At 32.5% G+C, this 15,283-nt stretch carries 16 protein-coding genes; 11 read left to right on the forward strand and 5 right to left on the reverse strand.

All coding sequences use genetic code 11. From position 1 onward, the window contains the following. The 5 genes from ACIDC4_RS02180 to rlmH all read left to right on the forward strand — a co-directional run bounded on the left by ACIDC4_RS02180 (position 1) and on the right by rlmH (position 3,544). A complete protein-coding gene (locus tag ACIDC4_RS02180; protein WP_412044775.1) occupies positions 1-396 on the forward strand; it encodes an OsmC family protein in 396 nt (131 codons plus the stop codon). 6 nt (positions 397-402) lie between these two features. Beyond that, entirely contained in the window at positions 403-687 is a 285-nt protein-coding gene (locus ACIDC4_RS02185; protein WP_412044776.1) for a GNAT family N-acetyltransferase, read from the forward strand. A gap of 422 nt (positions 688-1,109) precedes the next feature. Beyond that, positions 1,110-2,525, forward strand: coding sequence for an adenosine deaminase (locus ACIDC4_RS02190; RefSeq protein WP_412044777.1), 1,416 nt, complete (start codon positions 1,110-1,112; stop codon positions 2,523-2,525). 117 nt (positions 2,526-2,642) lie between these two features. Further along, positions 2,643-2,966: an antibiotic biosynthesis monooxygenase family protein gene (locus ACIDC4_RS02195; RefSeq protein ID WP_412044778.1), complete on the forward strand. Its 324-nt coding sequence runs from the start codon at positions 2,643-2,645 to the stop codon at positions 2,964-2,966. Between the two features lie 104 nt (positions 2,967-3,070). Next, on the forward strand, positions 3,071-3,544 hold the full coding sequence (rlmH, locus tag ACIDC4_RS02200; protein ID WP_029269532.1) for a 23S rRNA (pseudouridine(1915)-N(3))-methyltransferase RlmH: 474 nt from the start codon (positions 3,071-3,073) through the stop codon (positions 3,542-3,544). 47 nt (positions 3,545-3,591) lie between these two features. Here the strand turns inward: rlmH and ACIDC4_RS02205 are convergent, their stop codons facing one another. From ACIDC4_RS02205 to folP, 3 genes are all read right to left on the reverse strand, one after another. After that, positions 3,592-4,125 carry a hypothetical protein gene (locus ACIDC4_RS02205; RefSeq protein WP_412044779.1) on the reverse strand — a complete coding sequence of 178 codons (534 nt, stop codon included), beginning with the start codon at positions 4,123-4,125 and terminating at the stop codon, positions 3,592-3,594. A 152-nt stretch (positions 4,126-4,277) separates the two neighbouring features. Beyond that, a complete protein-coding gene (locus ACIDC4_RS02210; protein ID WP_412044780.1) occupies positions 4,278-4,724 on the reverse strand; it encodes a hypothetical protein in 447 nt (148 codons plus the stop codon). Positions 4,725-4,744: 20 nt separating this feature from the next. Next, the gene (gene folP / locus ACIDC4_RS02215; protein ID WP_412044781.1) at positions 4,745-5,566 is read right to left on the reverse strand and encodes a dihydropteroate synthase; all 822 of its coding nucleotides are present in this window, start codon (positions 5,564-5,566) and stop codon (positions 4,745-4,747) included. Positions 5,567-5,795: 229 nt separating this feature from the next. Here folP and ACIDC4_RS02220 point away from each other — a divergent pair, with 229 nt between their 5' ends. The 5 genes from ACIDC4_RS02220 (at position 5,796) to tpiA (ending at position 9,959) form a co-directional block, all read left to right on the forward strand. Further along, on the forward strand, positions 5,796-6,335 hold the full coding sequence (locus ACIDC4_RS02220; protein WP_208687006.1) for a DUF1599 domain-containing protein: 540 nt from the start codon (positions 5,796-5,798) through the stop codon (positions 6,333-6,335). 73 nt (positions 6,336-6,408) lie between these two features. Continuing rightward, complete coding sequence (locus ACIDC4_RS02225) at positions 6,409-7,509, forward strand: BT_3928 family protein (RefSeq protein WP_412044782.1); 1,101 nt, start codon at positions 6,409-6,411, stop codon at positions 7,507-7,509. Between the two features lie 249 nt (positions 7,510-7,758). Then, entirely contained in the window at positions 7,759-8,199 is a 441-nt protein-coding gene (locus ACIDC4_RS02230; protein WP_412044783.1) for a hypothetical protein, read from the forward strand. 421 nt (positions 8,200-8,620) lie between these two features. After that, the gene (locus ACIDC4_RS02235) at positions 8,621-9,115 is read left to right on the forward strand and encodes a TlpA family protein disulfide reductase (RefSeq protein WP_173972903.1); all 495 of its coding nucleotides are present in this window, start codon (positions 8,621-8,623) and stop codon (positions 9,113-9,115) included. A 91-nt stretch (positions 9,116-9,206) separates the two neighbouring features. After that, complete coding sequence (tpiA, locus tag ACIDC4_RS02240; RefSeq protein WP_230037287.1) at positions 9,207-9,959, forward strand: triose-phosphate isomerase; 753 nt, start codon at positions 9,207-9,209, stop codon at positions 9,957-9,959. 247 nt (positions 9,960-10,206) lie between these two features. On the opposite strand, the gene porZ is transcribed toward tpiA, so the two are convergent. Together porZ and gdhA are read right to left on the reverse strand one after the other, a co-directional pair. After that, the gene (gene porZ / locus ACIDC4_RS02245) at positions 10,207-12,489 is read right to left on the reverse strand and encodes a type IX secretion system anionic LPS delivery protein PorZ (protein ID WP_412044290.1); all 2,283 of its coding nucleotides are present in this window, start codon (positions 12,487-12,489) and stop codon (positions 10,207-10,209) included. Between the two features lie 250 nt (positions 12,490-12,739). Beyond that, entirely contained in the window at positions 12,740-14,083 is a 1,344-nt protein-coding gene (gene gdhA, locus ACIDC4_RS02250; protein WP_194617340.1) for an NADP-specific glutamate dehydrogenase, read from the reverse strand. Between the two features lie 326 nt (positions 14,084-14,409). Here gdhA and ACIDC4_RS02255 point away from each other — a divergent pair, with 326 nt between their 5' ends. Then, positions 14,410-15,204, forward strand: coding sequence for a THC0290_0291 family protein (locus tag ACIDC4_RS02255; protein WP_412044291.1), 795 nt, complete (start codon positions 14,410-14,412; stop codon positions 15,202-15,204). The last annotated feature ends 79 nt before the right edge of the window (positions 15,205-15,283 follow it).

Genomic DNA, 15,283 nt, shown 5'->3' on the forward strand with positions numbered 1-15,283 from the left:
ATGGATACAATTAAAGCAACTATTGATACACGAAAATATCGTACCGAAATAACCTCTAAAACGGGTAACATTCTTATTTCAGATGAACCGCAGGAAATGGACGGAAAAAATTTAGGTTTTAGTCCCTTTGAACTTTTGGCTTCGTCTCTGGCTTCCTGTACTTTAATTACATTACGAATGTATATTGACCGCAAAGGCTGGGATGTTTCAGAACTTAGTATTTGGGTAGATTTTGAAAAAAATGAAGAGCATACCGTTTCTTTGTTTACAACTAAAATCCTAATTACAGGAGACGTAGATGATGCACAAAAACAACGAATCTTGAAAATTGCGAACAGCTGCCCTGTTCACAAAACCCTTGTAAATACAATTAAAATAGAAACCTCATTAGTATAAATAATCATGGAAATCAAACAAATAAACGATACAAGAAGAGGCTATTTTGAAGCCATAGAAGAAGGAATAGAAGCCGGAAAAATGACCTACACCTGGGCTGGAGATTCTAAATTCATCATCGATCATACCGAAGTAAGTCCTGATTTTAACGGAAAAGGTGTTGGTAAAAAACTGGTTATGGCCGCTGTAGAATATGCCAGAACTAATAATCTAAAAATTATTCCACTTTGTCCTTTTGCGAAAAGCGTTTTTGATAAAGTAGAAGAAATTAATGATGTGATTTTTTCTTGAAGGTACTAAGGTTCTGAGACACTAAGATTCTAAGTTTTTTTTTAACTACAAAGTTCGCAAAGTTTTTAGGTAAAGCTTTGCGAACTTTGCGTTTGTATTAAATCTTGCAGATAAAAAACCTTGCGCTCTTTGCGGTAAAATCCCCATCCCGAAAATCATAATGTGATTTTTTCTTAAAGGTATTAAGATTCTGAGGTGCTAAGGTTCTAAGTTTTTTTAACTACAAAGTTCGCAATCCCGATAGCTATCGGGATACGCAAAGTTCGCAAAGTTTTTAGGTAAAGCTTTGCGAACTTTGCGTTTATATTAAATCTTACAGATAAAAAACCTTGCGTTCTTTGCGGTAAAATCCCCATCCAGAAAATCAAATTTTAAAATCTCCTCAAAAACCATTATATTTGCATGTAATTTAAACTTAGAGTATGTCAAGGATAATTACACTTTTCTGTTTTTTCATAGCACAAATCGGCTTTTCTCAAACGGCTGAAAATTATTTAAATAAAATCAGAAATAACGAAGCTCTCTTAACAGCTTTCTTTCAGCAAATGCCAAAAGGCGGCGATTTACACCATCATTTTTCAGGATCAGTTTATGCAGAACCTCTTTTAGAAAGAGCGATTGCAAAAAATTTTTATTTGAATTTAGAAACTCTGGCAGTTTCTGAAACCAAACCTGAAAAAGGAAACTGGATAAATTTCGATAGTATAAAAAAACTCGAAAAACTGGATTATTACGAACAGCAAATCATGCAAACCTGGTCGGTTAAAGATTATAATGGTTCCGTTCCTTCTGACGATCAGTTTTTTGATTCTTTTCAAAAATTTGAACCTACTATTCAGGGACATTTTGCAGAAGGAATGCTGGAACTAAAAAAACGTGCCATTGCTGAAAATGTAAGTTATATCGAAACACAATTATCAACGATTCCGTGTGACATGAATGTTTCAGATTTAACCGATTTTAATTCGAAATTGCGTCAGGCAGCCATTGAAAGAGATGAAAAAGCGGTTTTGAAACTTTTAGACGAATTGTACAAATCGATTCAAAAGAAAGATGCTAAAAAATACGCTTTAGATTTCAACAACAATTTTATAGCAAAACTACATAAAGACTTAAAAATTGACGACGACAAATTTACTATGCGTTATCAAAATTTTGTGCTTCGTTTTATGAATCCTGTTGATTTATTCAAGAATCTTACCATTGCATTTATCTCTGCAAACGATAGTAAACTGGTTGCGGGTGTAAACATCGTTTCTCCGGAACATGGCGAAAATTCTATGAAAGATTATTGGTTGCATATGTTGATGTTTAAATATTGTCATTCTAAATATCCAGAGGTAAAATATACGCTTCACGCTGGCGAACTGACTTTAGGATTGGTTCAACCCGAAGATTTAACCTGGCATATCAACGATGCGATTTACGTTGCCGGAGCAAACAGAATTGGTCATGGAGTTGATATTGCATACGAAGCAAATTCATACGATTTATTGCGTTATATGGCAAAAAACAACATTCCGATTGAGATTAACTTAACGAGTAACGAATTCATTTTGAAAGTAAAAGAAAACAGACATCCGTTTACACTTTACAAAGAATTTAATGTGCCAATCGTAATCAGTACAGACGACGCGGGGATTTTAAGAACTAATATGACGGAACAATATGTTTTGCTTGCCAAAAGATATCCAGATGTTTCATACGCTACGATAAAACAATATGTTTACAACAGTATTAATTATAGTTTTATTCAGGATGCAGCTGTAAAAAAACAATTAGCGAAAGATTTAGATACAAGATTTAAAACTTTTGAAGATAAATTTTCTAAGAACTAAAAACTGGCCAATCTTTGCGAAATTGCACGCAGATTTTAAACAGATTAAAGCTGATCAGCGCAGATTTTTTCATGCTAAATATCAAAAATAAAATCTGCTCAAATCTGCCAAATCTGCGTGAAAAAAATAAAAAATTATATGATTTTAGAAGCTGCATTCCTTTACGTAAAAACTGATTTATCAAATCAATTTGAAATAGATTTTGCAAAAGCAAGTCAATACATTTCATCAATTGATGGTTATTTGGGACATCGTTTAGAAAAGTGTCTTGAAGTCGAAAATAAATATCTTTTATTGGTCGACTGGAATACTCTTGAAGATCATACAGTAGGTTTTAGAAACTCTGAAGCATATCTGGAATGGAAGAAAATTCTACATCATTATTACGAACCGTTTCCTGTTGTAGAACATTTCGAAACGGTTTTTGAGAATAAAAAATAGTTCGCAAAATTGCCCACAGATTTTACAGATTGAACAGATTAACACAGATTATTATTTACAAAATTCGTGCGCATTCGTGCAATTCGTGGCAAAAAAACATTAAAATGAATATCAAACTTATCGCCATAGGCAAAACAGATAACAAATCACTTCAAACTTTGATTGATGATTATACCAAACGTTTGTCGTTTTACATCAAATTCGATTTGGAGATTATTCCCGATATCAAAAACGTAAAGAATTTATCTGAAAGCCAGCAAAAGGAAAAAGAAGGCGAATTGATTCTTTCGAAATTAACCCCAACAGATCAGTTGATTTTATTGGATGAAAACGGAAAAAACTTCTCCAGTGTTGGTTTTTCTGAAGAATTGCAGAAGAAAATGAACTCCGGAATAAAAACGCTTGTTTTCGTCATTGGCGGACCTTACGGATTTTCAGATACGGTTTACAGCAAAGCGCAAGGAAAAATTTCGCTTTCGCTAATGACATTTTCACACCAAATGGTTCGATTATTTTTTATCGAACAATTGTATCGCGGATTTACGATTTTAAGGAATGAACCTTATCATCATCAATAGAAGAGTTTTCAGTCACTCCCGATAGCTATCGGGATTAGTATTCAGTTTTAGAAGATGAATTCTTCTGTTACTTCTGCAAATGATTCCAGTTTTTGAACTAAAATTTTATCCTGAATATAAGATCCATAAATCATATTTTTATCAAAACAGAATTGCATTTTAGGTTTAACCGCAAAATCAAGGCTTGCAATATAATTTAGTAATTCTTCTTTTTTAAGAACCTGGTTATTAACTTCAACCGTTTCATTATTTTTAAAGAAAATAACCAAACCTTCTGATTTTGGTTTCTCTGTTTTATAATACACTTTCGTGAAAGGTAAAAAAGCTAAATTCTTCCCGATAAAATCTGCGTATGAAAAGTAGTTTTCGGCATTTTCGTTTTTGTGTGCACTATCAGCTCGTTTTTTCTCCTGAAGTTTTATTACTTCCGGAATAACCAGTTTTAATGGCAAACGTTTATCGATATTGAAAAGCCAATTGGTCGAAATAATACTGTTTTTTCTGTTTACATCAGCAATTGTATCTTTTCCTTCTATTTTAAAAAAGATATAAATTGGTGAATGATCTTGTACGTCTTTCACAATTGTTACGTTTGATTTTGGAAGTAAAACGTCTTCTTTTTTTTCACAAGAGAAAAGAAGAATTATGAATATTAAGCTAAAGTATTTCATATAATTTTTTAATTAAAACCATTTTTATTCTTTAAAATTTAATTTTTGAAAATCATCTAGTTCTAGATTTTTTCTTCTAATAATGAATAATATCTCTTTTCTAATTTAATGTAATCATTTTTCCAATCTTGAGCGGTTTTTGGGGCGTTATACTTTGAATAATTCAAAATTAAAATCTCATCATCTAAATCATCAAAAAAATTCCATTCTTCTTCATATTCGTGTATCTCTCCGTTCCAGATATTCATTTTATTTTCATCAAAAGCTATGAGAAATTTTTCACCAACGTATCTACGAATTTTCCAATATAAACTAAGTATATCTTCATGATTCAAATTGAAATTTATTTCGAATACTTCATAAAAATCTACAGGATCGCCTATTCCATGGACAAATTGATTTTTTGTCCAATTAGGGATATCTCCAAAATAAAATAAAAAAGTGCTGTTTTCTCCGATTTCAACTTTTTGAAGTATGTTCAACGTATTTAAAATATTTGGCTTTTCCATAAACGTATCATCGATAAATATTAATTCAACTTACTAAACAAAGTAACACATTCCACAGCTTCCTTTACATCATGAACACGAAGGATTTTTGCCCCTTTTGTCAATGCAATTGTATTAATAACTGTTGTTCCGTTTAAGGCTTCTTGTGCTGTATTACCAAGTGTTTTATAAATCATAGATTTTCTCGAAACTCCGGCTAAAACAGGTAAATCTAATAAATTAAAAAGTTCCATTTTTTGTAAAACTTCATAATTCTGATCGGTTGTTTTGGCAAATCCGAAACCGGGATCTAAGATCAAATCATTGATTCCGAGACTTCTTGCTTTTTTTACTTTTTCAGAAAAGTAGAACATCATTTCTTTTACAATATCCTCATATTGAGTCATACTTTGCATGGTTTGCGGGTTTCCGCGCATGTGCATCATAATATACGGAACATTATAATCAGCAATAACTTCAAACATTTTATCGTCTAATTCTCCTGCGGCTATGTCGTTTATAATCGCTGCACCACTTTCTATACTTGCTTTTGCAACGGCAGCCCTAAAAGTATCAATCGATAATAACGTTTCAGGAAAATGTTTTAAAATCAGTTCTATTGCAGGAACGATTCGGTCTATTTCTTCTTGTTCTGTTACAAATTCAGCGCTTGGTTTGCTTGAATAGGCACCAATATCTATAAATGTTGCGCCTTCGGATAACATTTTCTCTACTTGCGAGATAATCTCGCCTTCATTTTTATATTTTCCTCCATCAAAAAAGGAGTTTGGCGTAACATTCAAAATTCCCATTACTTTAGGAACTGACAAATCAATAAGTTGGCCTTTGCAGTTAATAAACATTTTGTTTCAAGTTTTATTTGTTTCAAGTTTCAGGTTAATCTCGATTGCACAAGCCTGAACTTGAAACAAAGAAAACCTGAAACCTGAAACTTTTACATTATTTTTAGTTTCAAGTTACCGCCGTTAACACTTTGTTTAGAAAAAACTTGAAACAAAGAAAACCTGAAACTTGAAACTCTTTAATTTAATCCTTATTTTTGAAGAAATTTTAGCAAATATACAGCAATAAATGAAGAATACTTCCCTTGAATTTGATAATGTAATTACGGTTTGCCGTACTTTATTCATCAATAAAATGAAAGATTATGGTAGTGCATGGCGCATTTTAAGATTGCCATCACTTACGGATCAGATATTCATAAAAGCACAAAGAATTAGAAGTTTACAAGAAAACGATGTGCGTAAAGTTGATGAAGATGAAAAAGGAGAATTCATCGGGATTATCAATTATTCGATTATGGCTTTGATTCAGTTAGAATTAGGTGTTGTAGATCAGCCTGATTTAAGTGTAGAACAAGCAACTGAACTATATGATGCGAAAGTAAAATTAACCAAAGAGTTAATGGAAGCCAAAAATCACGATTATGGCGAAGCCTGGCGTGATATGCGCGTAAGTTCATTGACCGATTTGATTCTGCAAAAACTACTTCGCGTAAAGCAAATTGAAGATAATAAAGGTAAAACTTTAGTTTCTGAAGGTATTGATGCCAATTATCAGGATATGATTAATTATTCTGTTTTTGCATTGATACTTGAACCAATAAAATAAAAATCAAATTCCAAAAAATAAATTCCAAATTCCAAACCTAAAATTAGAATTTTGGACTTTAAATTTAAACAATATGAAAAACATCATTACCCAATTCTCAAGATTATTTGTCGGAGTATTATTTATTATTTCCGGATTAATTAAACTGAATGATCCTGTTGGATTCTCTTATAAATTAGCAGAATACTTTAGCGAACCGGTTTTTAATATGCCATTTTTAGAGCCGTTGGCTTTAGGATTAGCGATCTTTTTAGTAATTCTTGAAGTTGTTTTGGGCGTTATGTTATTGGTGGGTTACAAATCAAAACTAACGATTTGGGCTTTATTGCTATTAATCGTTTTCTTTACGTTCCTTACCTTCTACTCTGCGTATTTTGATGTCGTAAAAGATTGCGGATGTTTTGGAGACGCTTTGCATTTAACACCTTGGCAATCGTTTACAAAAGATATCGTTTTACTATTCTTTATTCTGATTTTATTCATCAATAAAAAATTAGTAAAACCTTTATTCTCAAGTCCTGTAACCAATATTATTACTTACGCGAGTGTTGTATTGTGTATTTTCATGGCCGTTTGGGTTTTAAATCATAATCCGATAAAAGATTTCCGTCCTTACAAAGTGGGAACGAATATCGAGAAAGGAATGGAAATTCCTGAAGGCGCGCCAAAATCTGTAGTTGAAATGATTTTTATCTACAAAGTAAATGGAGTTGACAAAGAATTTACCGAAAAAGATCTGGCCAATATTCCTGAGGGAGCGACTTTTGTAGACAGAAAAGACAAAATAATTACAGAAGGTTATATTCCGCCAATTCATGATTTCACTATGGTGAAAGAAGATTCTGATTATAAAGAAGAATTATTAAAAGAACCTAAATTACTAGTTTTCGTAACGTATGATTTGGCTTTATCTAATCCTGACGGAATGAAAAAATTAGAAGCTGTAAGCAAAGATGCGAAAGCAAAAGGATACAAAGTAATTGGAATGACAGCTTCTGGAGCTGATGAAATTGCAAAAGCGAAGAAACAATATGGTTTGGATGCTGATTTTTATTTCTGTGACGCTACGGCTTTAAAAACAGTAGAAAGAGCAAATCCTAGCATTGTTGTGATACAAAACGGAACTATAATTCAAAAAGTTCATTATAATGATATTCAGGATTTGAAGTTATAAGACATCAAAACTAAAAATTCAGAAACACCAATTCTTCTCTAGTTGAATTGGTGTTTTTTTTATTTAAAAACAAATAGAATTTGAATATTTACCTAACACATATTAATGAATTATACCCGGCAAAAGCAACCAAATGCAATCATAATTTAAACTAAAAAATACGTTAAAATAATATTCTCTGCTAAAAAATATAAATTTTAAGCCGTACCTTTTGTTAATCTTAGAAATTGTTAATTTAAATCAATAACTATGAAACAATTGTCGAGCCTCGTATTTATTTTTTTATTTATTGGATGTAATAGTCAAGCTGATATTACAGATAATCTCACAGCACCGGAAACATTTGCTTTTCAGATCTTAGATCATAACGGAGAAAATGTATTCTCGAACAACACATTGGACCCGAAAAAAATCACTGTAAAAAATCTGGATTCTAACGATTTGGTCAAACATCATTTTGTATCTGATAACAATTTAAACATAATCGTTCTTGAAAATGTGGGACGAGAAAGTGACAATATCAATTATTCTGTAAATGTGGGCGACAAAAGTATTTTTGAACTTCATGTAGACGCCATTTTGGTAAAAAAAGGTTTAGATTTTGAATATAAAAATATAGCGATTACCAATACAACATTTAAACGGGATAAAACATCAGGCGTTTATAATGTTCTGGCCTCTCTTGACTAACTTCATAAAATAAATTACATTACTATTTTCATTCTTATTTTTGAAAAAAAATACAAGGAATTCCTTTCCTGAAAAAGACTTTTTCCAGACGTTTTTTTGGTCTAAAACGAGAAGTTTTTAAATTAAAACAAAACTTTTTTGTGATCTGTTTTTTAATTAAATCAAAAAATAGTTCAAAATTCGTATTTCATTGCTCTACTATTACGATTTCACTCTCGGTTTTTTAACCTAAACTTTATCTTTTGTTATAAAACACAGGACTGTTCAATTTTTGTTAATCTCCATTTCTCATTCAATTTGTTTGTTTAACTTTGTTGATGATCTTTTATTACCTGAAATCATTAGGATTTTAAAACCTAATAATTAATAAGTATAAAGAGGGTCTTCAATTAGAATTAAAAAAAACAAATAGTATCTACGTATGAAACAATTAGCCCTTGTTGTAATTGCCTTTATTACATTTTCATGCTCACAAGCTCAGAAAACAAGTTTTTCTAAAGAAGCTTTGTCTGAAAAATTATTAGCAACTGATGAAAGTCAGGTTACTTTCAAAAATATTTTAAAAAAATACAAAGGTAAAACTTTGGTTATCGAAGTTTGGGCTTCATGGTGTGGTGACTGTGTAAAAGCGATGCCGCAATTAAAAGAATTACAAGCCAACAATCCTGATGTTTCGTACTTGTTTATCTCTGCTGATAAAACAGCTGATAAATGGAAAGCAGGAATTGAAAAACATGAATTAAAAGGTGATCATTTTATGATGAATGATGGAATGAAAGGCCTTTTTGGAAAAGCAATTGATCTGGATTGGATTCCGAGATATATCATTGTAGACAAAACAGGAAAAATTGTATTGTATCGTGCTATTGAAAAGGATTTTGATAAAATCAATGAAACTTTGAAAAGCCTAAAATAAAAAAATAATAACAATGACAATTGCAAAATTCAATGTCCATGTTATATAACACAGAACAAAAAACAAAAAAAATAAAATAAAAACTACCAAAATGAGAAAAAAGATTGTTGCAGGAAACTGGAAAATGCATAAAAACGCGGCACAAACTGAAGAATTATTAAGCGAATTAATTACTAAAATACCAGCTCAAACTACTGCTCAGGTAATTGTAGCTCCAACATTTGTAAACTTACAGGCAGCTGTTGCTAAAGTTAAAAATACAACTATTGGTGTTGCTGCTCAAAACGTTCACCAGGCTGAAGGTGGAGCTTTTACAGGAGAAATTTCTGCTGATATGTTAACTAGTATTGGTGTAAACACCGTAATTCTTGGTCACTCTGAGCGTCGCGCAATTTTTCACGAAACTGATGCTTTAATCGCTAATAAAGTAGACACTGCATTGAAACATGACTTAACAGTAATTTTCTGTTTTGGAGAAGAATTAAAAGACCGTCAATCTGACAATCACTTTAATATTGTTGAAAACCAATTACGTGACGGATTATTCCAGATCTCAAAAGAATCATGGTCTAAAGTTGTTTTAGCTTATGAGCCAGTTTGGGCTATTGGAACTGGAGAAACTGCTTCACCTGAACAAGCTCAGGAAATGCACGAATTCATCAGAGAAGTTGTTCGTAAAGCTTACGGAGCTGAAATCGCTGACGAAGTTTCTATTTTATACGGTGGTTCTGTAAAACCAGACAACGCTAAAGAAATCTTTGGTAAACCAGACGTAGACGGTGGTTTAATTGGAGGTGCTGCTTTAAAAGCTGATGACTTCTTAGCTATTGTAACGGCTATCTAATTTTAGATTTTAGATTTTAGATTTTAGATTTTAGATTTTAGATTTTAGATTTTAGATTTTAGATTTTAGATTTTAGATTTTAGATTTTAGATTTTAGATTTTCTAAAAAAAATAAAAATTGATTAATCAATTTTTATTTTTTTTAGAAAACTGCGACTGCGACTGCGACTGCGACTGCGACTGCGACTGCGACTGCGAATGCGAATGCGAATGCGACTGCGAATGCGACTGCGAATGCGACTGAAAACTATCGAATAATCATCACTTTCTTAACTTTGGTTTCTCCACCATCTTGTGCCGAGATAAAAACCATATAAACTCCCGAGGCTACTTTATATCGCCCGAAAGCTGTTGTATCCCATTCTATCGTTCCGCCTGTCGAAGTGGTTTCGTATACTAAATTGCCTTCGATATCGGTAATCTTGATATTGGCCTTATCGATTAATCCTGCTACTTTTACTGTTCCTGAATAATTGGGACGAACGGGATTAGGATAAACATAAGCATTATTTAAATCCTCGTTGGCCTCGGTTGCAATTCCTTTAAAAGAAACCATACCTTTATCTGTTGCAATAAAAACCTCGCCTGTTGCACTATTAATTTTAATATCATTAATAACATTACTTGGTAATGGCGAATTATTTATTGTAAAATGATATTTGGTTTCCTGACCGTTTGGCGATACCATAAAAATGCCGGAATCTCCGGTCCCAATCCATTTATTATTGGCTCCGTCTACCACAATTACATTTATAAATTGCTCGTATAATAATTCCTGCGCCAGATTATCATCCATTATAATAATAGGATTTGCTTTAAGCTGACTCTCCGTTTGAAAACTCCCAACGTTAGACAAAACCCTTAATCCTTTTATAGTCCCAATCCATAACTGCCCTTTAGTATCGACAGCAACAGATCGAACATCTGCAGTTGGTAAATTTCCGACATCTGCACCAAAAGTTATTTTTTTGAATGTATTGGTACTTTCGTTAAAACCAATCACTCCTTCTCTATTGGTCGATATCCATTTTGTATTATTTTTATCAATAACAATATTGGCATAACTGGCAAGTTCGGCATTGTCAAGAATTGTCGCCGTGGAATAACTTTGCCATTGTCCGTTTGTTTTTAAAACCTTTAAACCATTTTTGATTCTGCTATTGGTGATCCAGAGATTTCCTGATTTATCAAAAGCAGTTCCGTTAATACGAACATCTATATAATTGGGCCCTTCGGTTGTAATACTCTCTAAACCGCTGTTTTTTTCGTTATATAAAAACGTAGGCACATCCTGTTCAATTTTTAATAAACCCGAAAAAAATGAGCTTGCATAAACTTGCTTGTCATTGTTAGGATTTACGATAATACGGGTCATAGATTTTGCTCCAAAAACATCTTCATACGGTAAATTTAGCCATCCGGAAGTATCGTATTTACTTATACCATAACTATCTAGCGGATAAGGATTATAAGACGAAGTATAATCGCCATAAACTGTCCAGAGCACATTTGGCGCTACATCTAGCGAAAATATATTGTTTCGTGTTGGTCCCGGCGGTGTATTATTCTCGAAAGCTGAAACATTTGATAAAGTTGATGCAAACAATCCTTTTTCTTTTGTTCCAATGTACAGCAATTCTCCAATAGCAGTGGCACAAGTAAAACTTAATGTATTATCTAAAACCTGAGTATTTGCAATCTGACGATTTAAAACCATTTGATTTGAATAAACAAAAACCGTATTGGGTGTTGTAACAAACAATTTATGATTTACGGCACGCATATCTGTAGCAGGTTGCGGAAGCTGCAAAAACCCAACAAATGTATTTGAATTATAACGATGAATATATCCGCCTGAATTGACAGCGATAAGTGTTGTATCTAAAGTTTCTACGCTCGACCAATCTCCTGAATTTACCAAAGTCCATTGATTATAATCGATCAGGTTGGCATTGGTACTATTAGCTTTTCTTATTCCGTTTGAAGTCGCTGCATAAATAAATCCATCGAAATAAGCGGTTTGTCTTATATTGATTTCTGCTCCGTTATCACCAATAAAATAAGTATCTCCAAATTGGGAAGTTGTTAAATTGAACTGCACGATTCCAAAATCACAAGAAACATAAACCAAACCGTTATGTTCCATAAAATGATTAATTTTCTTAAGGTTTGCCGGCAATTGTTTGTTGATAATATCTACCACTTTTAAGATGCTGCCGTCTTTTTCATTGATTACGATCATCAAACCGTTTTCGTAACCAATAATCGTTTTTTTGAATCCTTCGCTATGGTATAAAGCCGAAATCGTCTGACCCGAAAGTCCATCAACAGTAGTTGTTGTTTTAATGCTGTTTGTAGCCGTGTTTTTAGAAAACAATGCATTTTCTGAAGCTGCAAAAACTGTTGTTGGCGCTTCTGAAATATCTTTTATTTCATTAAATGAAAAATAACTCTGCCATGACAATTTATTCTGCGCGAAACTAAATTGAAACAACAGTAAAAACAAAACATACAGAAAACTTCTCTTCATTACTTCAGATATTCGGATAGACAAATATACTACAAACGAAAGTATTTGAATTTTGTTCTGGTTTAAATAAAGCTCTTTTTTGAACCATTAAGAGATTAAGAAAATTTAAGCTTTAAATATGAAAAAAAATCTATCCTAAAAGGTGATTTAAAACCAAACCACTTTGTGAATTCGTGGTGGAAAATAAAAAAATGCCTTCAATCATCTTTTAAAAAGACAAATGAAGGCATCTTAGCATTGTAATTAAAACTTACACTACACCCTGAGCAAGCATAGCATCGGCTACTTTAACAAATCCGGCAATGTTAGCTCCTTTTACGTAGTTCACATAACCATCTTCTCCCATACCGTATTTTTTACATTGGTTGTGAATTCCAACCATGATATCTTTTAATCTCAAATCCACTTCTTCACTTGTCCAGTTCAAACGAATTGAGTTTTGCGTCATCTCTAATCCAGATGCAGCAACTCCTCCTGCATTTGCAGCTTTACCTGGTGCGAATAAAACTTTATTATCCAAAAATAATTTAATAGCATCTAATGTAGAAGGCATATTTGCAGCTTCGGTTACACATAAAACACCATTATCAATTAATTTTTTAGCATCTTCTCCTGTTAATTCGTTTTGAGTAGCACAAGGAATAGCAATATCTACTTTTACTTCCCAAGGGCTTTTTCCTTTATGAAAAACAGCATTTGGATATTTCTTTGTATAAAGTTCAGCTCTGTTATCTCCGGTTGCTCTCATTTCGACCATATGCTCGATTTTTTCTCCAGAGATTCCCTCTTCATCATAAATATATCCATCAGGTCCTGAAATCGTAACTACTTTCCCGCCTAATTCATTTATTTTTAGTGCCACACCCCAGGCTACATTTCCAAATCCTGAAATAGCAACTCTTTTACCTTTTATTTCATGGCCAATAGTACGAAGCATTTGATCTGTAAAATAAACAACTCCGTATCCTGTAGCTTCAGGACGTATTAATGAACCACCGTAAGCAAGTCCTTTTCCGGTAAGAACTCCGGTAAACTCATTTCTGATTCTTTTGTACTGACCAAATAAGTAACCAATTTCTCTTGCTCCAACACCAATATCTCCTGCAGGAACGTCAAGATCCGGACCAATATGACGGCATAATTCAGTCATAAATGATTGACAGAAACGCATAATTTCTCCATCAGATTTTCCTTCAGGATCAAAATCAGATCCTCCTTTTCCACCACCCATTGGCAATGTTGTCAAACTGTTTTTAAAAACTTGTTCGAAAGCAAGGAATTTTAAAACAGATAAATTTACTGTATGATGAAATCTGATTCCGCCTTTATAAGGTCCAATTGCAGAGTTCATCTGAATTCTGAATCCTCTGTTTACAATTATTTCTCCTTTATCGTCAACCCATGGAACTCTAAAAATTATAGATCTTTCCGGTTCAGCAATTCTTAGAAGTAAATTTTTTCCATCATATTTTTTTCGCTCTGCGATAAACGGAATTACCGTTTCTGCAAATTCTCTAACGGCCTGAAGAAATTCTGGCTCGTTTGGATTTTTAGACTCAACAAGAGCCATAAATTCATTTATTTTTTGTTCCATTTTTAAATAAATTATTCAATAAATAGTTTATAAATTTTAAGTCAATTCAATTAAAAAAACATGCTTTAAGAAAACGTTTTCGTAATGACGCGCAAAGATAATGCAAAACGATCATGGTTTGTTAATATTTTTCGTTTTTGGAGCAAAATTGTGTTATTTCTAAACAATACTAAAAATACGATTTTACACTGTTGAATTTGCATGAAATTACAGCACTTAAAGTTAGACATTTAAGTGTTTTGTTACTAAATTTTTAATACAGGTATTTTATATTTTGATTCGACAGGGTTTTTTATATATTTGCCAAGATTTGAAAGCCCAAAAACATGCTCAAACCTATAATAATCACGCTATTCGCCTTTTTCGGAATACCATCAATAGCAAATGCACAATCTAGTCTCGCCCAAGAAGTAGGAATAATATTCGGACCTTCTACGTTTCAATCTGATTTTGGCCAAAGAAATAACTTTGACACTAATGTTGGAAACACAGGATTCGGAATTGGAATTGTTCACTTTATAAACTTTTCTGCCAATAACAATAGGGAGAGTTTTTTTACAGAACATTTTAAAGTAAGATCTGAACTTTCTTTTAATCAAACCAAGCTGGAACATTTTGGCGAATGGGTTGATATCGAAAAAAAGAAAAATCTTGTACAACATCTTAGAGGAATGCATGGCACCTCGACTTTAGTAAATCTTGGGGCTCAATTAGAATTTTCTCCTTTTATGAAAATTCATGATTTCGAAAATACAATTGGTAGTTTTAGCCCGTATATAAGTTTAGGTTTCCAGGTGAGTTATTATAGAACCAAAGTTGAGTCAAGACTTGGCACATTAGGACTTCCATTAACCACTTATCCAAAATACCTAACTCCTTCTGACGGACGCCAGTTTGGTTTTTCTAACGAAAATGGTTTAGTTGTATCAGGAACAGCAGGTGCTGGTGTACATTACAAACTAACGACAATGAGCGATTTAATGTTTGAAGTTCGTTATCAGGGTTACGCTTCTGATTGGGTTGATGGTTTAAATCCAAATAAAGATATTTATAAAGAAAACAAATCAAACGATTCACAAGTTTGGTTCAACGCAGGATATATTTATTATCTAGAATTTTAAAGAAATCCCAACATAAAAAAAATCCCAAATTCCAAGATTATTACAACTGGAATTTGGGATTTTTTATTTTAGAATTTTA

This window comes from Flavobacterium sp. C3NV, assembly GCF_046825355.2.
In the GTDB taxonomy this organism is placed as follows: domain Bacteria; phylum Bacteroidota; class Bacteroidia; order Flavobacteriales; family Flavobacteriaceae; genus Flavobacterium.